This is a genomic window from Streptomyces sp. NPDC002793, assembly GCF_040295485.1.
Taxonomy (GTDB): Bacteria; Actinomycetota; Actinomycetes; order Streptomycetales; family Streptomycetaceae; genus Streptomyces.
The window spans coordinates 125813-148709 of sequence record NZ_JBEOVL010000014.1 but is presented as its reverse complement, the minus strand read 5'-3'; the positions used below and the strand labels follow the sequence as shown (position 1 = coordinate 148709).

The 22897-nt window shown below is 66.9% G+C and carries 35 protein-coding genes and 1 pseudogene; 33 read left to right on the top strand and 3 right to left on the bottom strand.

Features of this window, described 5'->3' with window-relative positions:
* Positions 1 to 229: 229 nt before the first annotated feature.
* Positions 230 to 437 (top strand): annotated as a pseudogene (locus ABT001_RS16560) (DUF397 domain-containing protein).
* A gap of 300 nt (positions 438 to 737) precedes the next feature.
* On the opposite strand, the gene ABT001_RS16555 reads toward ABT001_RS16560, so the two are convergent.
* Positions 738 to 1535: an SDR family oxidoreductase gene (locus ABT001_RS16555; RefSeq protein WP_351277491.1), complete on the bottom strand. Its 798-nt coding sequence runs from the start codon at positions 1533 to 1535 to the stop codon at positions 738 to 740.
* A 194-nt stretch (positions 1536 to 1729) separates the two neighbouring features.
* Here ABT001_RS16555 and ABT001_RS16550 point away from each other — a divergent pair, with 194 nt between their 5' ends.
* The 32 genes from ABT001_RS16550 (at position 1730) to truA (ending at position 20097) form a co-directional block, all read left to right on the top strand.
* Positions 1730 to 2347 carry a MerR family transcriptional regulator gene (locus ABT001_RS16550; protein ID WP_351277488.1) on the top strand — a complete coding sequence of 206 codons (618 nt, stop codon included), beginning with the start codon at positions 1730 to 1732 and terminating at the stop codon, positions 2345 to 2347.
* A gap of 532 nt (positions 2348 to 2879) precedes the next feature.
* A complete protein-coding gene (gene rpsJ / locus ABT001_RS16545) occupies positions 2880 to 3188 on the top strand; it encodes a 30S ribosomal protein S10 (protein WP_003948644.1) in 309 nt (102 codons plus the stop codon).
* A 14-nt stretch (positions 3189 to 3202) separates the two neighbouring features.
* Positions 3203 to 3847 (top strand): 50S ribosomal protein L3, encoded by a 645-nt coding sequence (gene rplC, locus ABT001_RS16540; protein WP_014154591.1) that lies wholly within the window; start codon positions 3203 to 3205, stop codon positions 3845 to 3847.
* Between the two features lie 4 nt (positions 3848 to 3851).
* Complete coding sequence (gene rplD / locus ABT001_RS16535) at positions 3852 to 4502, top strand: 50S ribosomal protein L4 (RefSeq protein ID WP_351277486.1); 651 nt, start codon at positions 3852 to 3854, stop codon at positions 4500 to 4502.
* Positions 4502 to 4840, top strand: coding sequence for a 50S ribosomal protein L23 (rplW, locus tag ABT001_RS16530; protein ID WP_031096361.1), 339 nt, complete (start codon positions 4502 to 4504; stop codon positions 4838 to 4840). The genes rplD and rplW overlap by 1 nt, the downstream gene beginning before the upstream one ends.
* A gap of 39 nt (positions 4841 to 4879) precedes the next feature.
* Positions 4880 to 5716, top strand: coding sequence for a 50S ribosomal protein L2 (gene rplB, locus ABT001_RS16525; protein ID WP_099173848.1), 837 nt, complete (start codon positions 4880 to 4882; stop codon positions 5714 to 5716).
* 12 nt (positions 5717 to 5728) lie between these two features.
* Entirely contained in the window at positions 5729 to 6010 is a 282-nt protein-coding gene (rpsS, locus tag ABT001_RS16520; protein ID WP_015610726.1) for a 30S ribosomal protein S19, read from the top strand.
* Between the two features lie 42 nt (positions 6011 to 6052).
* Positions 6053 to 6400, top strand: a complete 348-nt coding sequence (gene rplV, locus ABT001_RS16515; RefSeq protein ID WP_026290933.1) for a 50S ribosomal protein L22 — start codon at positions 6053 to 6055, stop codon at positions 6398 to 6400.
* Entirely contained in the window at positions 6400 to 7236 is an 837-nt protein-coding gene (rpsC, locus tag ABT001_RS16510) for a 30S ribosomal protein S3 (RefSeq protein ID WP_014047784.1), read from the top strand. The genes rplV and rpsC overlap by 1 nt, the downstream gene beginning before the upstream one ends.
* Before the next feature lie 5 nt (positions 7237 to 7241).
* The gene (gene rplP, locus ABT001_RS16505; RefSeq protein ID WP_014154587.1) at positions 7242 to 7661 is read left to right on the top strand and encodes a 50S ribosomal protein L16; all 420 of its coding nucleotides are present in this window, start codon (positions 7242 to 7244) and stop codon (positions 7659 to 7661) included.
* Positions 7661 to 7885, top strand: coding sequence for a 50S ribosomal protein L29 (gene rpmC, locus ABT001_RS16500; protein WP_073718386.1), 225 nt, complete (start codon positions 7661 to 7663; stop codon positions 7883 to 7885). Before rplP ends, rpmC begins: the two co-directional genes overlap by 1 nt.
* Positions 7885 to 8169 carry a 30S ribosomal protein S17 gene (rpsQ, locus tag ABT001_RS16495; protein ID WP_031096375.1) on the top strand — a complete coding sequence of 95 codons (285 nt, stop codon included), beginning with the start codon at positions 7885 to 7887 and terminating at the stop codon, positions 8167 to 8169. Before rpmC ends, rpsQ begins: the two co-directional genes overlap by 1 nt.
* Before the next feature lie 100 nt (positions 8170 to 8269).
* Positions 8270 to 8638 carry a 50S ribosomal protein L14 gene (gene rplN / locus ABT001_RS16490; RefSeq protein ID WP_003974257.1) on the top strand — a complete coding sequence of 123 codons (369 nt, stop codon included), beginning with the start codon at positions 8270 to 8272 and terminating at the stop codon, positions 8636 to 8638.
* Positions 8639 to 8640: 2 nt separating this feature from the next.
* The gene (rplX, locus tag ABT001_RS16485; RefSeq protein WP_014047788.1) at positions 8641 to 8964 is read left to right on the top strand and encodes a 50S ribosomal protein L24; all 324 of its coding nucleotides are present in this window, start codon (positions 8641 to 8643) and stop codon (positions 8962 to 8964) included.
* Positions 8964 to 9521 carry a 50S ribosomal protein L5 gene (rplE, locus tag ABT001_RS16480; protein WP_073718383.1) on the top strand — a complete coding sequence of 186 codons (558 nt, stop codon included), beginning with the start codon at positions 8964 to 8966 and terminating at the stop codon, positions 9519 to 9521. The genes rplX and rplE overlap by 1 nt, the downstream gene beginning before the upstream one ends.
* 2 nt (positions 9522 to 9523) lie before the next feature.
* On the top strand, positions 9524 to 9709 hold the full coding sequence (locus ABT001_RS16475; protein ID WP_003948630.1) for a type Z 30S ribosomal protein S14: 186 nt from the start codon (positions 9524 to 9526) through the stop codon (positions 9707 to 9709).
* A gap of 223 nt (positions 9710 to 9932) precedes the next feature.
* A complete protein-coding gene (gene rpsH, locus ABT001_RS16470; RefSeq protein WP_014154584.1) occupies positions 9933 to 10331 on the top strand; it encodes a 30S ribosomal protein S8 in 399 nt (132 codons plus the stop codon).
* Positions 10332 to 10352: 21 nt separating this feature from the next.
* Positions 10353 to 10892: a 50S ribosomal protein L6 gene (rplF, locus tag ABT001_RS16465; RefSeq protein WP_351277479.1), complete on the top strand. Its 540-nt coding sequence runs from the start codon at positions 10353 to 10355 to the stop codon at positions 10890 to 10892.
* A 3-nt stretch (positions 10893 to 10895) separates the two neighbouring features.
* Entirely contained in the window at positions 10896 to 11279 is a 384-nt protein-coding gene (gene rplR, locus ABT001_RS16460; protein WP_033297607.1) for a 50S ribosomal protein L18, read from the top strand.
* 47 nt (positions 11280 to 11326) lie between these two features.
* Entirely contained in the window at positions 11327 to 11929 is a 603-nt protein-coding gene (gene rpsE, locus ABT001_RS16455) for a 30S ribosomal protein S5 (RefSeq protein ID WP_014047793.1), read from the top strand.
* Entirely contained in the window at positions 11929 to 12111 is a 183-nt protein-coding gene (gene rpmD, locus ABT001_RS16450; RefSeq protein WP_351277476.1) for a 50S ribosomal protein L30, read from the top strand. Before rpsE ends, rpmD begins: the two co-directional genes overlap by 1 nt.
* A 1-nt stretch (position 12112) precedes the next feature.
* On the top strand, positions 12113 to 12568 hold the full coding sequence (gene rplO, locus ABT001_RS16445) for a 50S ribosomal protein L15 (protein ID WP_351277474.1): 456 nt from the start codon (positions 12113 to 12115) through the stop codon (positions 12566 to 12568).
* A gap of 224 nt (positions 12569 to 12792) precedes the next feature.
* Positions 12793 to 14112, top strand: a complete 1320-nt coding sequence (gene secY, locus ABT001_RS16440) for a preprotein translocase subunit SecY (protein WP_351277472.1) — start codon at positions 12793 to 12795, stop codon at positions 14110 to 14112.
* Entirely contained in the window at positions 14112 to 14768 is a 657-nt protein-coding gene (locus ABT001_RS16435) for an adenylate kinase (protein WP_351277470.1), read from the top strand. Before secY ends, ABT001_RS16435 begins: the two co-directional genes overlap by 1 nt.
* Before the next feature lie 123 nt (positions 14769 to 14891).
* On the top strand, positions 14892 to 15728 hold the full coding sequence (gene map / locus ABT001_RS16430) for a type I methionyl aminopeptidase (protein WP_351277468.1): 837 nt from the start codon (positions 14892 to 14894) through the stop codon (positions 15726 to 15728).
* Positions 15729 to 15930: 202 nt separating this feature from the next.
* The gene (gene infA / locus ABT001_RS16425) at positions 15931 to 16152 is read left to right on the top strand and encodes a translation initiation factor IF-1 (protein WP_014047798.1); all 222 of its coding nucleotides are present in this window, start codon (positions 15931 to 15933) and stop codon (positions 16150 to 16152) included.
* A gap of 60 nt (positions 16153 to 16212) precedes the next feature.
* Complete coding sequence (rpmJ, locus tag ABT001_RS16420; protein WP_003956441.1) at positions 16213 to 16326, top strand: 50S ribosomal protein L36; 114 nt, start codon at positions 16213 to 16215, stop codon at positions 16324 to 16326.
* 197 nt (positions 16327 to 16523) lie between these two features.
* The gene (rpsM, locus tag ABT001_RS16415; RefSeq protein ID WP_014047799.1) at positions 16524 to 16904 is read left to right on the top strand and encodes a 30S ribosomal protein S13; all 381 of its coding nucleotides are present in this window, start codon (positions 16524 to 16526) and stop codon (positions 16902 to 16904) included.
* Positions 16905 to 17009: 105 nt separating this feature from the next.
* On the top strand, positions 17010 to 17414 hold the full coding sequence (gene rpsK / locus ABT001_RS16410; protein ID WP_003956432.1) for a 30S ribosomal protein S11: 405 nt from the start codon (positions 17010 to 17012) through the stop codon (positions 17412 to 17414).
* A 137-nt stretch (positions 17415 to 17551) separates the two neighbouring features.
* Positions 17552 to 18574, top strand: coding sequence for a DNA-directed RNA polymerase subunit alpha (locus ABT001_RS16405; RefSeq protein WP_003966937.1), 1023 nt, complete (start codon positions 17552 to 17554; stop codon positions 18572 to 18574).
* 83 nt (positions 18575 to 18657) lie between these two features.
* Positions 18658 to 19164, top strand: a complete 507-nt coding sequence (gene rplQ, locus ABT001_RS16400; protein WP_205018356.1) for a 50S ribosomal protein L17 — start codon at positions 18658 to 18660, stop codon at positions 19162 to 19164.
* Positions 19165 to 19242: 78 nt separating this feature from the next.
* A complete protein-coding gene (gene truA, locus ABT001_RS16395; protein WP_351277465.1) occupies positions 19243 to 20097 on the top strand; it encodes a tRNA pseudouridine(38-40) synthase TruA in 855 nt (284 codons plus the stop codon).
* Here truA and ABT001_RS16390 read toward each other — a convergent pair.
* Positions 20066 to 21955 carry a hypothetical protein gene (locus ABT001_RS16390; RefSeq protein ID WP_351277463.1) on the bottom strand — a complete coding sequence of 630 codons (1890 nt, stop codon included), beginning with the start codon at positions 21953 to 21955 and terminating at the stop codon, positions 20066 to 20068. The genes truA and ABT001_RS16390 overlap by 32 nt on opposite strands.
* A 61-nt stretch (positions 21956 to 22016) precedes the next feature.
* A complete protein-coding gene (locus ABT001_RS16385) occupies positions 22017 to 22868 on the bottom strand; it encodes a hypothetical protein (RefSeq protein WP_351277460.1) in 852 nt (283 codons plus the stop codon).
* Positions 22869 to 22897: the final 29 nt, after the last annotated feature.

Genomic DNA, 22897 nt, shown 5'->3' with positions numbered 1-22897 from the left:
CCGTGCCCAGTGACGAAGGCCTTGCGTACGGTGATTGTCCCGGGCTTGTCCAGTGCTGTCCCGGCTGTCCGGAGTGACGTGTGGGGAACGGACGCGGTTGAGGAAGAACGGCACGCGCGTCGGAAGTGGGGCACGGATGAGTGTGGACGGGGTCAGTACGGAGCGGGATGGCGACGGCTCTCACGCCTCGGGAGTCGCTGGCCTTCATCGAGCAGGTGCGGGGAGAGACATGATCAACGAGACCTCTGCCGGACGCTTCCCGGCTGAAGTGGTTCAAGAGCAGCTACAGCGACAGCAGCAACAGCAACGAATGCGTCGAGGTTGCAGCTGAGCCTGGCACGGTCCACGTGCGCGACTCCAAGAACGTGCAGGGGGCGAGGCTCGCCTTCGCGCCAGGGGCATGGGCGGGCTTCGTCCCGTACGCCGCCGGACGCTGATCCTGCACGCAACCCCCCGCTCCTCGCGGTCGCGGTTTTCTGACCATCGGCTCGAGGGGTTGACGGACATGCCGCGGCCGGGCCGGCGCGAGGCAGAACTGGTACTCAGCGAGGACGAGCGGCATCAGTTGATGCGTTGGGCGAAGCGGGCGAAGGCCGCCCAGTTCCTGACCAGCTGATCAACACCTCCCGAAAAACGGGGGAATTTCACCGCGTGGATCAGCGGAAATTCGGGTCGGCAGCCGGATGCGCCGAGTCGGTTCCTTGTGATGTATTCCAGGTTGGCGTTCGACGCGCCGTTCACACGGCTGGGAATGAGCCGCCGTCGATACGGAAGTCCGAGCCGGTGATCCACGCGGCTTGGTCGGAAACCAGGAAAGTGACCAGGTCGGCGACCTCGGCAGGTTGCCCTGGACGTCCCAGGGGTATGCCGCCGACCCATTCTTCAAGCATCTGCGCAGTGGGGTCGTCGGGGGCGCCGAGGGCGGATTGTGCGAGCAGTGCGGAAATCGCTTCATTGGCAATCAGGCCAGGGGAAATCCTGTTGACCCGGACACCGCGCCCGGCGAATTCGTTGGCCAGCGCTTTGCTGTAGGTCGACAGCGCCGCCTTCGCTGCCTGGTAGGGGGCGTCGGGGCCGATCGGGAGGTAGGCGCCCACCGAGGTGACGTGGATGATCGCGCCGCTGCCTCGTGCGATCATCTCGGGGAGCACCGCGCGGTCCAGGCGGACCGAAGCCAGCAGGTTGAGCTGGAGTGCCTGTTCCCAGATGTCGTCAGATGCCGACAGTAGTCCGTCGGGTGGTGCGGTACCGGCACCGGCGTTGTTGATCAGTACGTCGATACCGCCGAGCAGATCGGTCGCGGCTGTGACCAACTCGGCGCAGCCGTCTGCTGTGCTGAGGTCGGCTGAGACGAAATGCACTGCGGGCGGCAGGTTCCCGGGATCTTTTCTGGCTGCCGCGACGACCGTCGCGCCGACTGCTGTGAGCCGGGAGGCGACGGCGCGCCCGATTCCTTTGCTGCCACCGGTGACGAGAACGCGGCGCTCGCGCAGACCGCCCAGCTCATGGGCTGTCGTCATGATCGGTTCGGGCATGTTGTTCCTCTTTCGCGAAGGAGATAGGCAGCGGTCGCGTGTCAGTCATGGAGAATTGTGGATTCGATCATTCGTTTCCCGACACGGGAGGCGATTCCGGCCGGTAACAGCCTGCTGAAGATGAAGATCTGCAGAACGTTGCCACCACCGTCGACAACGGCGGGCCGCCGCCGGCTCAGGGCGGCCAGAGCGGTGTGGGCCACGTCTACGGACTGACGTTTGCGCAGTGGCGACGCCGCCGCGTTCATCGGAGTGGCGGTGGGGCCCGGGGCGACGGCCACGACCCGCACGCCGGTGCCGGCGACCTCGGCCCATACGGCCTCTGCGGTGCGGTGGTCATGCTCGGAACGCTAAACTCTGACATCAGTGTCAAGGTCAACAGCGGAGATGTTCGGAGAAGCGCGGTGCGGATCGGTGAACTCAGCGCGGCCACGGGCGTGAGCAGTCGCTCCCTGCGCTACTACGAGCAACAGGGCCTGCTGCGAAGCCGCCGTACAGCCAACACCTACCGGGAGTACGAGCCGGACGCAGTGGAGCGAGTCGCCTTCATCCAAGACCTGTTCAGCGCGGGCCTGTCCTCGCAGGTCATCCGCGACAGCCTTCCGACGGCCGGACACACACGCACGGAAGCGGAATGCTCAGCACTCCTCACTCGTGTCCGCGAGGTTCGTGACGAACTTGCCCGGCAGGAGCTGCGCCTGGCACAACGACGGAAGGCCCTCGACAGTTACCTCGCCGGTGAAGTGACACCCCGCGGCATGCCGGCCGCGTGTCCCCGGCAAGCCGCGGACGTCATGACGGGCGGGCTCTGACCCCGGATTCTGGGCACCGGAGAGACTTGGATCTTGATGGTCCAGGAGAACGGCCGGGAGCAACGATCAAGTCGGTTGCCGCTGACCTCGGCGTGAACGCCGAGACGCTACGGAAAGCGAGCGGGCGCTGCTGAAGCGCGCCCGCGTTTGAGTCATCCCCCGCAGGGGGTAAGATCCCCGGCCGATTGGCCAGGCCCATGAGCCGTGTGGCACACTAGCCAGGTTGCTCGGTTGAGTGTCAATGCTGCGCGCCTCCCGCCGGGAGGACCGGAAGCGAGTCCCACAGTACTCGTCGACCTCCAGGGTCGGACGTACGGGAATCTTTCGGGAAGCGTCAGTGGGGCGCCGACCAGGCACCCGGTGGGGTTTCGCCCCCGGTAGCGCGGTTTCGGCCCGCACCCCCTTGGTTGGGAAATCCTTCGGGAGATCTTCGTAGAGGGGATGCGACACGCCCGACCGCGTGGGTCGGAGGCGGAGTTACGAGAACTCCCGGGTTCCAGAGCGTTATTGAGAGACAGGACTACTAGTAGCCATGGCGGGACAGAAGATCCGCATCCGGCTCAAGGCCTACGACCACGAGGTCATCGACTCCTCGGCGAAGAAGATCGTCGAGACGGTGACGCGCACTGGTGCGTCGGTCGCGGGCCCGGTGCCGCTGCCCACTGAGAAGAACGTGTACTGCGTCATCAAGTCGCCGCACAAGTACAAGGACTCTCGCGAGCACTTCGAGATGCGCACGCACAAGCGCCTCATCGACATCCTCGACCCCACGCCGAAGACGGTTGACTCGCTGATGCGCCTCGACCTCCCGGCGGGCGTCGACATCGAGATCAAGCTCTGAGGGGACGGGCCGAGATGAGCAAGAACATCAAGGGCGTCCTGGGCGAGAAGCTCGGCATGACCCAGGTCTGGGACGAGAACAACCGGGTTGTCCCGGTGACCGTCGTCAAGGCCGGGCCGTGCGTCGTGACGCAGGTGCGTACGAACGACAGCGACGGCTACGAGTCGGTCCAGATCGCCTTCGGCGAGATCGACCCGCGCAAGGTGAACAAGCCCCTCAAGGGCCACTTCGCCAAGGCCGACGTGACCCCGCGCCGCCACCTGGTGGAGCTCCGCACCCCTGACGCCAGCGAGTACACGCTGGGCCAGGAGGTCACTGCCGAGGTGTTCGAGTCCGGCGTCAAGGTTGACGTCACGGGCAAGAGCAAGGGCAAGGGCTTCGCCGGTGTCATGAAGCGTCACAACTTCAAGGGCCTCGGCGCCGGCCACGGCGTCCAGCGCAAGCACCGTTCCCCCGGTTCGATCGGTGGCTGTGCCACCCCTGGGCGTGTCTTCAAGGGCATGCGCATGGCCGGCCGTATGGGCAACGAGCGTGTCACCACCCAGAACCTGACCATCCACGCGGTTGACGCGGAGAAGGGTCTGCTGCTCATCAAGGGCGCGGTCCCCGGTCCGAACGGCGGCCTCGTCCTGGTCCGTACCGCGGCCAAGGGGGCTTGAGGTAATGAGCACCATTGACATCCTTTCGCCGGCAGGCGACAAGGCCGGTACCGTCGAGCTCCCCGCGGAGATCTTCGACGCGAAGACCAGCGTTCCGCTGATCCACCAGGTCGTCGTCGCCCAGCTGGCAGCTGCCCGTCAGGGCACGCACTCGACCAAGCGCCGCGGTGAAGTCCGCGGTGGTGGCCGCAAGCCGTACCGCCAGAAGGGCACCGGCCGCGCCCGTCAGGGTTCGACCCGTGCGCCGCAGTTCGTCGGCGGTGGCGTCGTGCACGGCCCCAAGCCGCGTGACTACTCGCAGCGCACCCCGAAGAAGATGAAGGCCGCCGCCCTGCGCGGTGCCCTCTCGGACCGGGCGCGTCACTCCCGCATCCACGTCGTCACCGGCGTGGTCGAGAGCGGGATCTCCACCAAGGCCGTCAAGACGCTGCTCGGCAAGATCTCGGAGCGCAGCAACCTGCTCCTGGTCGTCGAGCGTGCCGACGAGGCCGCGTGGCTGTCCGCGCGCAACCTGCCCCAGGTGCACATCCTGGAGCCGGGCCAGCTGAACACGTACGACGTGATCGTCTCTGACGACGTGGTCTTCACCCAGGCCGCTTTCGAGTCCTTCGTGTCTGGCCCCCAGACCGCTGAGACCGAAGGGAGCGCCGCCTGATGAGTGAGGCGACCGTCACCAGCTCGACCATCACGAGCAAGACCTACTCGGACCCGCGCGACGTTCTCGTCAAGCCGGTCGTGTCCGAGAAGAGCTACGCGCTGCTCGACGAGAACAAGTACACGTTCATCGTCGCGCCCGGCTCCAACAAGACCCAGATCAAGCAGGCCGTGGAAGCGGTCTTCTCGGTCAAGGTCACCGGGGTCAACACGATCAACCGGCAGGGTAAGCGCAAGCGCACCAAGACCGGTTTCGGCAAGCGCGCCGACACGAAGCGCGCCATCGTGACCCTCGCCGAGGGCGACCGTATCGACATCTTCGGCGGCCCGACCTCCTGACGGAGGTCGAGTCGTCCGGAATCGGACGAGGACTGAGAAATGGGTATCCGCAAGTACAAGCCGACGACCCCGGGCCGTCGTGGCTCCAGCGTCGCCGACTTTGTCGAGATCACGCGGTCCACGCCGGAGAAGTCGCTGGTCCGCCCCCTGCACAGCAAGGGCGGCCGTAACAACGCCGGTCGTGTGACCGTTCGCCACCAGGGTGGTGGCCACAAGCGCGCCTACCGCGTGATCGACTTCCGTCGTCACGACAAGGACGGCGTGCCGGCCAAGGTCGCGCACATCGAGTACGACCCGAACCGCACCGCGCGCATCGCGCTGCTGCACTACGCGGACGGCGAGAAGCGTTACATCGTCGCCCCCCGTGGTCTGTCGCAGGGTGACCGCGTCGAGAACGGTCCGGGCGCCGACATCAAGCCGGGCAACAACCTGGCGCTGCGCAACATCCCGGTCGGTACGACCATCCACGCCATCGAGCTGCGGCCCGGCGGCGGCGCGAAGTTCGCCCGTTCCGCGGGTGCCTCCGTGCAGCTGCTGGCGAAGGAGGGCACGATGGCCCACCTTCGTATGCCGTCCGGAGAGATCCGGCTGGTCGACGCCCGCTGCCGCGCCACGATCGGTGAGGTCGGCAACGCCGAGCAGTCGAACATCAACTGGGGCAAGGCCGGCCGCATGCGCTGGAAGGGCGTCCGCCCGACCGTCCGCGGTGTCGCGATGAACCCGGTTGACCACCCGCACGGTGGTGGTGAAGGCAAGACCTCCGGTGGACGTCACCCGGTCTCGCCGTGGGGTCAGAAGGAGGGTCGTACTCGCTCGCCGAAGAAGGCATCGAGCAAGTACATCGTCCGCCGCCGCAAGACGAACAAGAAGCGCTAGGAGCGGGTTTAGATGCCGCGCAGTCTCAAGAAGGGGCCCTTCGTCGACGGCCACCTCGTCAAGAAGGTGGACGTCCAGAACGAAGCTGGCACCAAGAACGTCATCAAGACCTGGTCCCGTCGCTCGATGATCATCCCGGCCATGCTGGGTCACACCATCGCGGTGCACAACGGCAAGATCCACGTCCCGGTGTTCGTCACCGAGTCGATGGTCGGCCACAAGCTCGGCGAGTTCTCGCCGACTCGCACCTTCCGCGGCCACGTCAAGGACGACCGGAAGTCGAAGCGCCGCTAGCGCGGGGTGGAAACGACTATGACTCACACCGAAGGGACAACCATGGAAGCCAGGGCCCAGGCGCGGTACATCCGCGTCACGCCCATGAAGGCCCGCCGAGTGGTGGACCTCATCCGTGGCATGGATGCCACGGAGGCTCAGGCGGTCCTGCGTTTCGCCCCGCAGGCCGCGAGCGTGCCGGTTGGCAAGGTGCTTGACAGCGCCATCGCCAACGCTGCACACAACTACGACCACCCTGACGCCTCTTCGCTGGTCATCAGCGAGGCGTACGTGGACGAGGGCCCGACCCTGAAGCGGTTCCGTCCGCGTGCTCAGGGCCGTGCCTACCGGATCCGTAAGCGGACCAGCCACATCACCGTGGTCGTCAGCAGCAAGGAAGGAACCCGGTAATGGGCCAGAAGGTAAACCCGCACGGGTTCCGGCTCGGCATTACCACGGACTTCAAGTCCCGTTGGTACGCCGACAAGCTGTACAAGGACTACGTCAAGGAAGACGTCGCCATTCGTCGCATGATGACGAAGGGCATGGAGCGGGCCGGCATCTCGAAGGTAGAGATCGAGCGCACCCGCGACCGCGTCCGCGTTGACATCCACACCGCCCGCCCGGGCATCGTCATCGGTCGCCGTGGCGCCGAGGCCGACCGCATCCGTGGCGAGCTGGAGAAGCTGACCGGCAAGCAGGTCCAGCTGAACATCCTCGAGGTCAAGAACCCCGAGGTGGACGCTCAGCTGGTGGCTCAGGCCGTCGCCGAGCAGCTCTCCTCCCGTGTCTCCTTCCGTCGTGCCATGCGTAAGAGCATGCAGAGCACGATGAAGGCGGGCGCAAAGGGCATCAAGATCCAGTGCGGTGGCCGCCTCGGCGGCGCCGAGATGTCCCGCTCGGAGTTCTACCGCGAGGGCCGCGTGCCCCTGCACACGCTCCGTGCGAACGTCGACTACGGCTTCTTCGAGGCCAAGACGACCTTCGGCCGCATCGGCGTGAAGGTCTGGATCTACAAGGGCGACGTCAAGAACATCGCCGAGGTCCGCGCCGAGAACGCAGCGGCTCGCGCCGGCAACCGACCGGCTCGTGGCGGCGCTGACCGCCCGGCCGGCCGTGGTGGCCGTGGTGGCGAGCGCGGCGGTCGCGGCCGCAAGCCGCAGCAGTCCGCGCCGGCAGCGGAGGCCCCCAAGGCCGACGCTCCCGCCGCCGCTGCTCCGGCTGAGAGCACCGGAACGGAGGCCTGACCGAAATGCTGATCCCCCGTAGGGTCAAGCACCGCAAGCAGCACCACCCGAAGCGCAGCGGTATGTCCAAGGGTGGCACGCAGGTTGCGTTCGGCGAGTACGGCATCCAGGCGCTGTCCCCGGCGTACGTGACGAACCGCCAGATCGAGGCAGCTCGTATCGCGATGACCCGCCACATCAAGCGTGGCGGCAAGGTCTGGATCAACATCTACCCGGACCGCCCCCTGACGAAGAAGCCTGCCGAGACCCGCATGGGTTCCGGTAAGGGTTCTCCCGAGTGGTGGATCGCGAACGTCAAGCCCGGTCGGGTGATGTTCGAGCTGTCCTACCCGAACGAGAAGATTGCTCGTGAGGCGCTCACCCGCGCTGCTCACAAGCTTCCGATGAAGTGCCGGATCGTTCGGCGCGAGGCAGGTGAGTCGTGATGTCGGCCGGTACCAAGGCGTCCGAGCTGCGCGAGCTGGGCGGCGAGGAGCTTCTCGACAAGCTCCGCGAGGCCAAGGAAGAGCTGTTCAACCTCCGCTTCCAGGCGGCGACCGGACAGCTCGAGAACCACGGTCGGCTCAAGTCCGTCCGTAAGGACATCGCCCGGATCTACACCCTGATGCGCGAGCGCGAGCTGGGCATCGAGACGGTGGAGAGCGTCTGATGAGCGAGAAGACTGTGACTGAGACGAACACTGACCGCGGTTTCCGCAAGACCCGTGAGGGTCTGGTCGTCAGCGACAAGATGGACAAGACCGTCGTCGTCGCTGTCGAGGACCGCGTCAAGCACGCGCTGTACGGCAAGGTCATCCGCCGTACGAACAAGCTCAAGGCCCACGACGAGCAGAACGCCGCAGGCGTCGGCGACCGCGTCATCATCATGGAGACGCGTCCGCTGTCCGCGACGAAGCGCTGGCGCATCGTCGAGATCCTCGAGAAGGCCAAGTAATTCCTGAGGGGCATTCCCCGCAGGCAAGTTCCGCCAGGCTCGGCGGGGGCACCTTCATCGGCGCCCCCGCCGGGAACCGGCAGACGATCAGGAGATAGACGTGATCCAGCAGGAGTCGCGACTGCGCGTCGCCGACAACACGGGTGCGAAGGAAATTCTCACCATCCGTGTTCTCGGTGGCTCGGGTCGCCGCTACGCGGGCATCGGTGACGTCATCGTCGCCACCGTCAAGGACGCGATCCCCGGTGGCAACGTGAAGAAGGGTGACGTCGTCAAGGCCGTCATCGTTCGCACCGTCAAGGAGCGCCGTCGCCCGGATGGCTCGTACATCCGCTTCGACGAGAACGCCGCTGTCATTCTCAAGAACGACGGCGACCCCCGCGGCACCCGTATCTTCGGCCCGGTGGGCCGTGAGCTGCGCGAGAAGAAGTTCATGAAGATCATCTCGCTCGCGCCGGAGGTGCTGTAAGCATGAAGATCAAGAAGGGCGACCTGGTTCAGGTCATCACCGGTAAGGACAAGGGCAAGCAGGGCAAGGTCATCGTTGCCTTCCCCGCTCAGGACCGCGTCCTCGTCGAGGGTGTCAACCGGGTCAAGAAGCACACCAAGGCCGGTCAGACGGCTCGCGGTTCGCAGACGGGTGGCATTGTCACCACCGAGGCCCCGATCCACGTCAGCAACGTACAGCTGGTGGTGGAGAAGGACGGCAACAAGGTCGTCACCCGCGTCGGCTACCGCTTTGACGACGAGGGCAAGAAGATCCGCGTTGCCAAGCGGACCGGTGAGGACATCTGATGACGACCACCACTGCGCCGCGTCTCAAGACGCGCTACCGCGAGGAAATCGCCGGCAAGCTGCGTGAGGAGTTCTCTTACGAGAACGTCATGCAGGTTCCCGGTCTGGTCAAGATCGTGGTCAACATGGGTGTGGGCGACGCCGCCCGCGACTCCAAGCTGATCGACGGGGCCGTCAAGGACCTCACCACGATCACGGGCCAGAAGCCGGCCGTCACGAAGGCCCGCAAGTCGATCGCGCAGTTCAAGCTGCGCGAGGGGCAGCCGATCGGCTGCCACGTCACCCTCCGTGGTGACCGCATGTGGGAGTTCCTGGACCGTACGCTGTCGCTCGCGCTTCCGCGTATCCGTGACTTCCGTGGCCTGTCGCCGAAGCAGTTCGACGGCCGTGGCAACTACACCTTCGGTCTCACGGAGCAGGTCATGTTCCACGAGATCGACCAGGACAAGATCGACCGGGTCCGGGGCATGGACATCACCGTGGTCACCACGGCGACCAACGACGACGAGGGTCGTGCCCTGCTTCGTCACCTCGGCTTCCCGTTCAAGGAGAACTGACCGTGGCGAAGAAGGCTCTGATCGCTAAGGCCGCCCGTAAGCCGAAGTTCGGCGTGCGCGGGTACACCCGCTGCCAGCGCTGCGGCCGGCCCCACTCCGTCTACCGCAAGTTCGGCCTGTGCCGCGTGTGCCTTCGTGAGATGGCCCACCGTGGCGAGCTGCCGGGCGTGACCAAGAGCTCCTGGTAACTCTTCTTCGCCCTCAGGGGCGTCGGAGAACCAGAAAGCTCTCGGTAAGTATCCGGTCGGCAGGAGCCCCGCTCTTCATGCCGTAGGCTTGAAGGGTTGGGCGCCTGCCGCCCTGACCGACTTACTACGCCGTAGGTCCCCGCACCGCACCCGTCCCGCCACTGAGTGGGGAGAGGGATGGCGCATACAGGAAACCCCGGCGAGAGAGGCCGAAGGCCAACTCATGACCATGACTGATCCCATCGCAGACATGCTCACGCGTCTGCGCAACGCGAACTCGGCGTATCACGACGATGTCGCAATGCCGCACAGCAAGATCAAGTCGCACATCGCGGAGATCCTCCAGCAGGAGGGCTTCATCACCGGCTGGAAGGTCGAGGACGCCGAGGTCGGCAAGAGCCTCGTTCTCGAGCTGAAGTTCGGGCCGAACCGCGAGCGTTCGATTGCCGGCATCAAGCGCATTTCGAAGCCGGGTCTGCGTGTATACGCAAAGTCCACCAATCTGCCGAAGGTTCTCGGCGGCCTGGGCGTGGCGATCATCTCCACGTCCCACGGTCTCCTGACCGGCCAGCAGGCCAGCAAGAAGGGCGTAGGTGGGGAAGTCCTCGCCTACGTCTGGTAGTCGGGAACGGAGGAAAAGCTCATGTCGCGAATCGGCAAGCTCCCCATCCAGGTTCCCGCCGGTGTGGACGTCACCATCGATGGCCGCACGGTCGCGGTGAAGGGCCCCAAGGGTTCCCTCTCGCACACCGTCGCAGCGCCGATCGAGGTCACCAAGGACGCTGACGGCGTGCTCAACGTCGTCCGTCCGAACGACGAGCGTCAGAACAAGGCCCTCCACGGCCTGTCCCGCACGCTGGTGGCGAACATGATCACCGGCGTGACCGCGGGATACAGCAAGGCGCTCGAGATCAGCGGTGTCGGTTACCGCGTCCAGGCGAAGGGCTCCAACCTGGAGTTCGCCCTGGGCTACAGCCACCCGATCCTCATCGAGGCCCCCGAGGGCATCACCTTCAAGGTCGAGTCGCCCACGAAGTTCAGTGTCGAGGGCATCGACAAGCAGAAGGTCGGCGAGGTCTCGGCGAAGATCCGCAAGCTGCGGAAGCCTGACCCGTACAAGGCCAAGGGCGTCAAGTACGCCGGCGAGGTTATCCGCCGCAAGGTCGGAAAGGCGGGTAAGTAAGCCATGGCATACGGTGTAAAGATCGCCAAGGGCGACGCGTACAAGCGTGCCGCCCTCAAGCGCCGCCACATCCGCGTGCGCAAGCACATCTCCGGTTCGCCGGAGCGGCCGCGCCTGGTTGTGACGCGTTCCAACCGTCACATCGTCGCCCAGGTCATCGACGACATCGCGGGCCACACGCTCGCGTCGGCGTCGACCCTGGACACGTCGATCCGTGGTGCGGAGGGTGACAAGAGCGCCCAGGCCAAGCAGGTCGGCGCCCTGGTCGCCGAGCGTGCCAAGGCCGCAGGCGTCGAGGCCGTCGTGTTTGACCGCGGTGGTAACCAGTACGCCGGGCGGATTGCCGCTCTGGCTGACGCCGCCCGTGAAGCCGGGCTGAAGTTCTAAGCCCCGGTTCCAACGCACAGCGGACGTAACAGAGAGAGGTAAATCCAATGGCTGGACCCCAGCGCCGCGGAAGCGGTGCCGGTGGCGGCGAGCGGCGGGACCGGAAGGGCCGTGACGGTGGCGCAGCCGCCGAGAAGACCGCGTACGTCGAGCGCGTCGTCGCGATCAACCGCGTCGCCAAGGTAGTGAAGGGTGGTCGTCGCTTCAGCTTCACCGCGCTGGTCGTGGTGGGCGATGGTGACGGCACCGTCGGTGTCGGATACGGCAAGGCCAAGGAAGTTCCCGCGGCCATCGCCAAGGGCGTCGAGGAAGCCAAGAAGAGCTTCTTCAAGGTCCCGCGTATCCAGGGCACCATCCCTCACCCGATCCAGGGCGAGAAGGCTGCGGGCGTCGTTCTGCTCAAGCCTGCTTCCCCCGGTACCGGTGTGATCGCGGGTGGCCCGGTGCGCGCCGTTCTGGAGTGCGCCGGCGTTCACGACATCCTGTCGAAGTCGCTCGGTTCTTCGAACCCGATCAACATCGTGCACGCGACCGTGGCGGCCCTCCAGGGCCTGCAGCGTCCCGAGGAGATCGCGGCTCGCCGTGGTCTGCCCCTCGAGGACGTCGCCCCCGCGGCTCTGCTCCGTGCTCGTGCGGGAGCGGGTGCGTAATGGCTCGCCTCAAGATCACGCAGACGAAGTCGTTCATCGGCAGCAAGCAGAACCACCGTGACACCCTGCGTTCGCTCGGGCTCAAGCGCCTGAACGACTCGGTTGTCAAGGAGGACCGCCCCGAGTTCCGCGGAATGGTTCAGACCGTCCGCCACCTCGTGACGGTTGAGGAGGTTGACTGATATGGCGGAGAACAACCCGCTGAAGGCCCACAACCTCCGGCCTGCCCCGGGCGCCAAGACCGCCAAGACCCGTGTGGGTCGTGGTGAGGCGTCCAAGGGTAAGACCGCAGGCCGTGGTACCAAGGGTACGAAGGCTCGTTACCAGGTTCCGGAGCGCTTCGAGGGCGGGCAGATGCCCCTCCACATGCGTCTCCCGAAGCTCAAGGGCTTCAAGAACCCGTTCCGCACGGAGTACCAGGTCGTGAACCTGGACAAGCTCGCGACGCTCTACCCCGAGGGTGGAGAGGTCACGGTGGCCGATCTGGTCGCCAAGGGCGCTGTGCGCAACAACCACCTCGTCAAGGTCCTCGGACAGGGCGAGATCTCCGTGGCGCTGCAGGTTTCGGTTGACGCCGTCTCCGGCTCCGCCAAGGAGAAGATCGCCGCCGCGGGCGGCACCGTCACCGAACTCGTCTGAGACAATTCGGACAAGGCTGTGGCCTGAACACCCGACCGGGGATGCCTCTCATTTGGGGCATCCCCGGTTGGTCGTTCCTAGGGGAGCATGTACGCCGGTAAGGTGGCGTGCACTGTTGCTGTGGTAAGTCCTGGGCAAGAGCCCGGGGTCCTTTGGCTGTTACGTAATCGTCGATCCTCAAGACCGTCACCTCACGCTTTTGCGCGGGGGTCGCAGGAGGCACCGTGCTCACCGCGTTCGCCCGGGCGTTCAAGACGCCCGACCTGCGCAAGAAGCTGCTCTTCACGCTCGGCATCATCGTGCTCTACCGTCTCGGTGCGCACATTCCCGTACCGGGGGTGAGCTACGAGAACGTCCAGATTTGTGTTGATCAGGCAAGCAAGGGCAACAACAGCCTCTTCGGTCTGGTGAACATGTTCAGCGGTGGTGCACTGCTGCAGATCACGATCTTCGCGCTCGGAATCATGCCGTACATCACGGCCAGCATCATTCTTCAGCTGCTGACCGTCGTCATCCCCCGACTCGAGGCCCTGAAGAAGGAGGGGCAGTCGGGCACGGCCAAGATCACGCAGTACACGCGTTATCTGACCGTGGCGCTGGCCATCCTCCAGGGCACCGGCCTGGTGGCAACCGCCCGTAGCGGGGCGCTGTTCAGCGGCTGCCCGGTCGCCGACCAGATCGTCCCGAACCAGTCGATCTTCACGACCGTCGTCATGGTGATCACCATGACGGCCGGCACCGCCGCCGTCATGTGGCTCGGTGAGCTCGTCACCGACCGCGGCATCGGCAACGGCATGTCGATCCTGATGTTCATCTCGATCGCCGCGAGCTTCCCCGGCGCGCTGTGGGCCATCAAGGAGAGCGGCAAGCTGGCCGACGGCTGGATCGAGTTCATCACGGTCATCCTCATCGGCTTCGTGATGGTCGCCCTCGTCGTCTTCGTCGAGCAGGCCCAGCGACGGGTGCCGGTGCAGTACGCGAAGCGGATGATCGGACGCCGGTCGTACGGCGGTACGTCCACTTACATCCCGCTGAAGGTGAACCAAGCCGGTGTGATTCCGGTCATCTTCGCTTCTTCGCTGCTCTACATTCCTGCTCTAATCGTTCAGTTCTCCAACTCCACCGCGGGCTGGGCGACCTGGATTCAGGACCACTTCGTCAAGGGCGACCACCCGTACTACATCGCGACGTACTTCCTGTTGATCGTGTTCTTCGCCTTCTTCTACGTGGCGATCTCGTTCAACCCCGAGGAAGTCGCGGACAACATGAAGAAGTATGGTGGCTTCATCCCGGGTATCCGGGCAGGTCGGCCTACTGCCGAGTACCTGAGCTACGTGCTCAACCGGATCACTTGGCCGGGCTCGCTGTACCTGGGTCTGATCGCTCTGGTGCCGACGATGGCGTTGGCAGGCTTCGGCGGTGCTAACCAGAACTTCCCGTTCGGCGGGACGAGCATCCTGATCATCGTGGGTGTGGGTCTGGAGACCGTGAAGCAGATCGAGAGTCAGCTCCAGCAGCGCAATTACGAAGGGTTCCTCCGCTGATGCGAATCGTCCTCGTCGGGCCGCCCGGTGCCGGCAAGGGAACGCAGGCCGCGTTCCTTGCCAAGAATCTTTCGATTCCGCACATCTCCACGGGCGACCTCTTCCGCGCCAACATCAGCCAGGGCACGGACCTTGGCAAGCAGGCCCGCGCCTACATGGACGCGGGACAGCTGGTGCCGGACGAAGTCACCATCGCGATGGCCAAGGACCGCATGGCGCAGTCGGATGCCGAGAACGGTTTCCTTCTGGACGGCTTCCCCCGCAACGTGGGGCAGGCCGCTGCGCTCGACGAGATGCTCGTCGGTGAGGGCGTCAAGCTCGACGCGGTTCTTGACCTCGAGGTCCCCGAGGACGAGGTGGTCAAGCGGATCGCGGGCCGCCGCATCTGCCGTAACGACAGCGCGCACGTCTTCCACGTGACGTACAACCCGCCGAAGGCCGAGGGCGTCTGCGACGTCTGCGGTGGTGAGCTGTACCAGCGGGACGACGACACCGAGGAGACGGTCCGTACCCGTCTCGAGGTCTACCACACGCAGACGGAGCCGATCATCGACTACTACCGGTCCCAGGGCCTGGTCGTGACGATCTCCGCGCTCGGCAAGGTCACCGACGTGACCGACCGGGCCATGGAGGCCCTCAAGCCCGACGCGGGCTGAGTCTCCTCCGTCCTGTCACCGCAGCCGGCCGCGGCGCCTTCGGGCGTCGCGGCCGACTGTTTTCTCGCCGTATCGTGGAGTACGGCCCGCGTTCCCCCTCCGCATGCAGAAAGGCGCCCAGCGATGGTGCAGATCAAGACCCCCGAGCAGATCGCGAAGATGCGCGAGGCGGGCCTGGTGGTCGCTGCCATTCACGCCGCGACGCGCGAGGCGGCCGTCCCCGGCTCCACCACGAAGGACCTCGACGAGGTCGCACGCAAGGTCATCGCCGATCACGGCGCGAAGTCGAACTTCCTGGGCTACGGCGGGTTCCCCGCGACGATCTGCACCTCGGTCAACGACGTCGTGGTGCATGGCATCCCGGACGAGAAGACCGTCCTCAAGGACGGCGACATCATCTCGATCGACGCCGGCGCGATCATCGACGGCTGGCACGGCGACGCGGCGTACACCGCCTTCGTGGGCACCGGTCACGCTCCGGAGCTCGTCGAACTCTCCCGGGTGACCGAGGAGTCCATGTGGGCCGGTATCGCCGCGATGAAGGTGAACAACCGGCTCGTCGACATCTCGAAGGCCATCGAGTCCTACATCCGCCGCCAGCCCCGTCCGGCGACCGGTAAGTACGGGATCATCGAGGACTACGGCGGCCACGGCATCGGCACCGAGATGCACATGGACCCGCACCTGCTGAACTACGTCTCCCGCAAGCGCGGCAAGGGCATCAAGCTGGTCCCGGGCGTCTGCCTGGCGATCGAGCCGATGGTCTCACTGGGCACGGCGCGGACGAAGGTCCTCTCCGACGAGTGGACCGTCCTCACGACCGACGGCACCTGGTCCTCGCACTGGGAGCACTCGATCGCCCTCACGGAGCAGGGGCCGCTGGTCCTGACCGCCCCGGACTGCGGTCGGGAGAGGCTCGCCCCGTACGGCGTCGAGCCGGCGCCGGACCCGCTCGCCTGAGGGCGGGGGGCAACTCGATGCCTGACGCTCACCAGGACTGTCCGGCTGATCCGCGTCTAAGGATCAGTTGAAGTGGGCAAACTTGACGGATTCGTCTTTTGGAGTCCGCTGACGTAGACTGACTCGTCGGCTCTCGTGCATCCGTGTGTCTTCATGCGGCGGTGCGGTAGTCGATCAAGGTAGCCGATTCGAAAGGCGAAGCGTGGCCAAGAAGCAAGGTGCCATCGAAATTGAGGGCACCGTGATCGAGTCCCTCCCGAACGCGATGTTCAGGGTGGAGCTCCAGAACGGTCACAAGGTCCTCGCGCACATCAGCGGCAAGATGCGGATGCACTACATCCGTATCCTCCCGGATGACCGGGTCGTGGTGGAGCTGTCTCCGTACGACCTGACGCGTGGCCGGATCGTCTACCGGTACAAGTAGATCTTGCCGCCATCCCGTTTCGGCGTGGTGTGGGCACTGACCCGGAGAACCTGACATCCCATGAAGGTCAAGCCGAGCGTCAAGAAGATCTGCGACAAGTGCAAGGTGATCCGCCGTCACGGCCGGGTCATGGTCATCTGCGACAACCTGCGCCACAAGCAGCGCCAGGGCTGACGCACGACCACCTGCATCTCGCAGCTCTTCGCGCGACGCACGTAAACGTACATACGCAGTACCCGTCCAAGCTTCGGCTGACGACACCTCCGGCGGGGGCCGGGGACCCGGACGTACCACTCCGGCCCATGCGGGCGGGGTCGGCGTTCGGGAGTGGTGCTGCGGAAGACCCCCGAAATAACAACTGGAGCCATTGAATGGCACGCGTTTCAGGTGTTGACATCCCGCGCGAAAAGCGCGTGGAGGTTGCCCTCACCTACGTCTTCGGCATCGGGCGTACCCGGTCCAAGGAGATCCTCGCCACCACCGGCGTGAACCCCAACACCCGCGTTCGTGACCTGGCCGAAGAGGACCTGGTCAAGATCCGCGAGTACGTGGACGCCAACCTCCGCACCGAGGGTGACCTTCGCCGCGAGATCCAGGGCGACATTCGCCGCAAGATCGAGATCGGCTGCTACCAGGGCATCCGGCACCGTCGCGGTCTGCCGGTCCACGGTCAGCGCACCAGCACGAACGCGCGTACCCGCAAGGGCCCGCGTCGCGCCATCGCCGGTAAGAAGAAGCCGGGCAAGAAGTAGTCCTCAGCGGACGTACTGCGGATGTCCGGGCCACCGGATCTTCGCGGAAACCAGCGGTCTTCGCTGTAGGACCGATCACCTCCCCTCTCCATCTGGAGTCAAGACATGCCCCCCAAGGGTCGTCAGGGCGCAGCCAAGAAGGTGCGTCGCAAGGAAAAGAAGAACGTCGCTCACGGGCACGCCCACATCAAGAGCACGTTCAACAACACCATCGTCTCGATCACGGACCCCTCGGGCAACGTGATCTCCTGGGCCTCCGCCGGCCACGTCGGCTTCAAGGGCTCGCGCAAGTCCACCCCCTTCGCCGCGCAGATGGCCGCCGAGTCGGCCGCCCGCCGCGCGCAGGAGCACGGCATGCGCAAGGTTGACGTCTTCGTGAAGGGTCCGGGCTCCGGCCGCGAGACCGCGATCCGCTCCCTCCAGGCCACGGGCCTCGAGGTCGGTTCGATCCAGGACGTCACCCCGACGCCGCACAACGGCTGCCGTCCGCCGAAGCGTCGCCGCGTCTGATCCGCTACGGCCGGTGACGGTCGTGCGTCAGTAGCGCTGGATGCGGGCGGTATGTCCCTTCGGGGGCGTGCCGCCCGTATCCTTGTCTCATCTGTCGGGCATCAAATAGTGGGTGCCCACGACTGAAGGATCGCAACATGCTTATCGCTCAGCGTCCGTCGCTGACCGAAGAGGTCGTCGACGAGTTCCGCTCCCGGTTCGTGATCGAGCCGCTGGAGCCGGGCTTCGGTTACACCCTCGGTAACTCCCTGCGTCGTACCCTCCTCTCCTCGATCCCCGGTGCCGCTGTCACCAGCATCCGGATCGACGGTGTCCTGCACGAGTTCACCACCGTGCCGGGCGTCAAGGAGGACGTGACCGACCTCATCCTCAACATCAAGCAGCTGGTCGTCTCCTCGGAGCACGACGAGCCGGTCGTGATGTACCTGCGCAAGCAGGGCCCCGGCCTGGTCACCGCTGCTGACATCGCCCCGCCGGCCGGTGTCGAGGTCCACAACCCGGACCTGGTCCTGGCCACGCTGAACGGCAAGGGCAAGCTGGAGATGGAGCTGACCGTCGAGCGCGGTCGCGGCTACGTCTCCGCCGTCCAGAACAAGCAGGTGGGCCAGGAGATCGGCCGGATCCCGGTCGACTCCATCTACTCGCCGGTGCTCAAGGTCACGTACAAGGTCGAGGCGACCCGTGTCGAGCAGCGCACCGACTTCGACAAGCTGATCGTCGACGTCGAGACCAAGCAGGCCATGCGTCCCCGTGACGCCATGGCGTCGGCCGGTAAGACCCTGGTCGAGCTGTTCGGTCTGGCGCGCGAGCTCAACATCGACGCCGAGGGCATCGACATGGGCCCGTCCCCGACGGACGCCGCGCTCGCCGCCGATCTGGCGCTGCCGATCGAGGAGCTCGAGCTCACGGTCCGTTCGTACAACTGCCTCAAGCGCGAGGGCATCCACTCGGTGGGCGAGCTCGTGGCCCGGTCCGAGGCGGACCTGCTCGACATCCGCAACTTCGGCGCCAAGTCGATCGACGAGGTCAAGGCGAAGCTGGCCGGCATGGGCCTGGCGCTCAAGGACAGCCCGCCCGGATTCGACCCGACGGCCGCCGCCGACGCGTTCGGCGCGGACGACGACGCGGACGCCGGTTTCGTGGAGACCGAGCAGTACTGACAGAGACTTCCGCGGGGCGACCGCCTCGTGGGAACTGACACCGGTACCTGATACGGCCGGTGCAGCACACAAGGAGAAAAACCATGCCTCAGCCCGCCAAGGGTGCCCGTCTGGGCGGCAGCGCTGCGCACGAGAAGCTTCTTCTCATCAACCTCGCGAAGTCGCTGTTCGAGCACGGCCGCATCACCACGACCGAGGCCAAGGCCCGCCGCCTGCGTCCGGTCGCCGAGCGCTTCATCACCAAGGCGAAGAAGGGCGACATCCACAACCGTCGCCTGGTGCTGCAGTCGATCACGGACAAGAGCATCGTGCACACGCTCTTCACCGAGATCGCCCCGCGGTACGAGAACCGCCCCGGTGGTTACACCCGCATCACCAAGATCGGCAACCGTCGTGGCGACAACGCCCCGATGGCCGTCATCGAGCTCGTCGAGGCCCTGACCGTGGCGCAGGCCGCCACCGGTGAGGCCGAGGCAGCGACGAAGCGCGCCGTCAAGGAAGACGCCCTCAAGAAGGACGAGGCTCCGGCCGAGACCGTCGAGGACGCCAAGCCGGCTGACGCCGCCGCCGAGGAGTCCAAGGACGCCTGAGCGTTCTGAGACCCAGGTACGGGCCCGCATCACCCTTCGGGGCGGTGCGGGCCCGTTCGGTTCTGAGAGGATCTTCGGGTGAGTGACGAGGCAGAGCCCGGCTTTGTACGGGTACGGCTGGACCTTTCCTATGACGGCAAGGATTTCTCCGGCTGGGCGAAGCAGACCAGCAGGCGCACCGTGCAGGGCGAGATCGAGGACGCCCTGCGCACCGTGACGCGGTCGTCGGTGACGTACGACCTGACGGTCGCCGGGCGTACCGACGCGGGGGTGCACGCGCGTGGGCAGGTGGCGCACGTGGACCTGCCGGCCGAGGTGTGGGCCGAGCACGAGGAGAAGCTGCTGCGGCGGATGGCGGGGCGCCTGCCGCTGGACATCCGCGTCTGGCGGGCGGCCGAGGCCCCGGCCGGGTTCAACGCGCGGTTCTCCGCCCTGTGGCGGCGGTACACGTACCGGGTGGGTGACCGGCCGGGCGGTGTGGACCCGCTGACCCGGGGGCATGTGCTGTGGCACGACCGGCCGTTGGACCTGGACGCGATGAACGCGGCGGCAGCCCTGATGACGGGGGAGCACGACTTCGCCGCGTACTGCAAGAAGCGTGAGGGCGCCACGACCATCCGGACGCTGCAGAAGTTCCACTGGGTGCGGGACCCGGAGTCCGGTGTGCTGGCGGCGACCGTGCAGGCGGACGCGTTCTGCCACAACATGGTGCGGGCGCTGATCGGCGCGGCGCTGTTCGTCGGGGACGGGCGCCGGCCGGCCGGGTGGCCGGCGGAGGTGCTGGCGGCGAAGGTGCGTGATCCCGGGGTGCACGTGGTGCGGCCGCACGGGCTGACGCTGGAGGAAGTGGCCTATCCGGCGGACGCGTTGCTGGGGGCCAGGGCCGTGGAGGCCCGGAACGTCAGGACGCTGCCGGGGGCGGGCTGCTGCTGACCGGCCTGCGGCGCAGGGCGCGGACGTATCTGTGCGCGCAGTACAGGGCGATGGCGCTCGACACGGTGGAGCGGAACCAGCCGATGTCCGGGGTCCACCAGGCGTAGACGGCCGCCGCGGTGAAGACCAGCAGGGCCAGTGTGCTCAGGACCCACCAGCCGGCGGGGTGGGGCTCGGCCGGGGGAGGGGTCTCGGGGTGGACTCCGTCCTTCGTCGTCATGGTGTCCCTCATGCCCGCGAGGAACCCCCGGCGGGCCAGGACCCGCGCACCGGGGAGCCCCGCGAGGATCTCCTGCTCGCCGCCGTATCCCGCGGGCAGCGGCGGGAGGCCCAGAGCGGCGACGAGCTCGCCCTGGTGGCGGGCGGGGTCGCCGGCGGCCCGCAGGATGTGGGCCACGGGACGCGGGTCTGTCAGTCCGTAGACGCGGGCGAGCGCGGCGGCCGTCGCGGTCGCCTCGGCGTGGTCGGCCGCCGGGGCGGCGGTCTCCCAGGTGTGGTCCGCCACCTGCTTGCCCCGGTGCAGGAGGGTGAAGCTGCTGCGCTCCGGTGTGCGGTGCAGGACCAGGGCGGGCCACTCCTCGGCCGTGGTGAAGTTGTCGGCCGCCGAGGTGAGGGGGTCCTCGGTGAGCAGGGCAGCGCGGGTGCCGCGTACCGGGTCCGGGATGATCTCGACGTACGTGTGGTGGCTGCCGGCCGGGGCTGTCCGCAGGCTGTGACCGCAGATGAGGGCGGCGTGGGCGACCTCGGTGGGGCCGGTGGAGGCGATGGCGACGGACCGGGGTGCCAGCTCGCGCTCCCAGCCGGCCGCGCCGTCGGCCGGGGGCTCGGGGGGCCGGTGGAAGAAGGGGACCCTCATCGCCAGCTCGACACGGGTGTCGGAGCGGGCCTCCAGGAACTCCGCGCGGGCGTCGCCGAAGTAGGTCCACGGGAAGGTGGTGGCGTGCACCCCGATGCTGCGGAAGGCCGTGAGGGCCTCCTCGTAGCGGTTCATGGACCAGAGGACCAGGGCGAGGTGGTTGCGGAAGCCGGCGGCCTCCCGGTCGCCCGGGGCGTAGCTCTCCGACAGGGCCTGCGCGCGGGTCACCGCCGCTTCGACGCGTGGGGTGTACGGGTCGGGGTCGGGCCCCTCCTCGTCAGTGATCAGGTACTCCACGACCGCCTGGAGCGGCAGTGCGTGGAGGCGTGAGCCGGGGGGCGCCTGGTCCGCCGCGCGCTCGGCGAAGGCGAACATCTCCTCGTGCGAGCCGTACCACTTGGCACAGAGGTACTGGAGGGCCTGGACGTGGCAGCCCTCGTGGTGCGGGTCGCGGGCGTTCGCCTCGGCCAGGTACGTGTCGAACACGTCGCGCGGTGCCTGGATGCCCCGGGCCTGGGTCAGCGCGATGCGCCAGGGGACCGGGTCGTCAGGGTTGAGCTCGGCGGCGGCGGACACCACCGGCACGGCGTCGCGCAGCACCGCGTGGAACGCCCGGAACTGGTCGGCCTCGACGTGCTTGGCCCGGGCCGCGGTCCGTATCTGCCAGGCCTCGTAGATGTACTGGTCGGCCTTGACCAGCACGGCGTCGGGGTTCTCCGGGGACTCCTCCAGCCAGCTGTCCAGCCAGCCGGGGTGGTGCAGCGAGGCGCGTGCGAGGCGGGAGACGCAGGTGTCCCTGCGCTCCCACTGGGCGTGCTCACGGGTGGCGGCGAGCAGTTCGGCGGCCGGGCCGTGGTCACCCGCCGCCGCGGCGGCGAGGGCCACCCGCAACGACGGGTCGGGGGCGTCGAGGACCACGGCCTCGTCCGGCGGGAGGTCGGCGCCTATCGCCTCGCTGTGGCGCAGGACGCGCGGGAGTGTGAAGAGGGTGGTCAGACGCACGGCGACGGGTCCTCGGTCGAGGGGAGGGACGGGGCTGGTGCGTGGGGGGACGTACGGACGGTCAGACGGCGGGGGCTCCTGCTGCGGCCGAGGCCTGGAGCTCACCGCGGTGACGGATCTGGCGGAAGGTGAAGTCGGTCAGGTCGTCACCGACCGCGTACACGTCCTTGGCCGTGGTGGTGACGTTCTTCCCGCTGGTGTAGCCGCCGACCGTGAAGTAGGCGAACCGGCCGTAGGAGTTGGCGGTGCGCCGGCAGACGGATCCGCCGCGGCAGAAGGTGGGGACTCCCGAACCGCTGAGGGACGCCATCCCGCCCGATGCCTCCTCGGCCGCCTTCTTGGCCTCCGCCTCGGTGCCGAAGACGGCGAGCCCGATGGTGACCGCGATGCCGTCCTTGCTGTACGTCGCGCGGATGACCTGGTCGCAGCCGTTGCTGTCGAGGATCGGGCCGAGGGCGCCCTGGGTCGTCGCGGCGCAGCTCGCCGTACGGGCGGTGGCGCCCTTGGCGTAGACACGGTCGCCCATGGTCAGTTTCCTGCCGGGGAAGAAGGCGTCGACGGTGACCGGGGCCTTGTCCTTCTTCTCGTCGGCGATGTAGTCCTTCGGGTCCGGCGGGGGCGGTGGTGCCACCGAGGAGAAGGAGGGGTCCGGCGCCGAGCTCTCCGAGGGCAGGTCGGTGGGGGCCGGCAGCTCGCTCGCGTTCTTGTCCGACCCGGAGGCGCCGCCGCCGTCGGTCGTGATGACGGCGGTGGCCACGATCGCGGCCACGACCGCGGTGGCCAGCGCCCCACCGCCGAACATCAGCCACTTCCTGCGCCTGCCGCGTGCGGCGGACGCCTCCGCCAGCGCCGCCCAGTCCGGAGTCCCGCTGTCTCCCGGCCCCCAGGAGGGCCCCCCTTGCCCAAAGCTCATGCGGCGAATCCTAGAGCCTGGAGAAACCG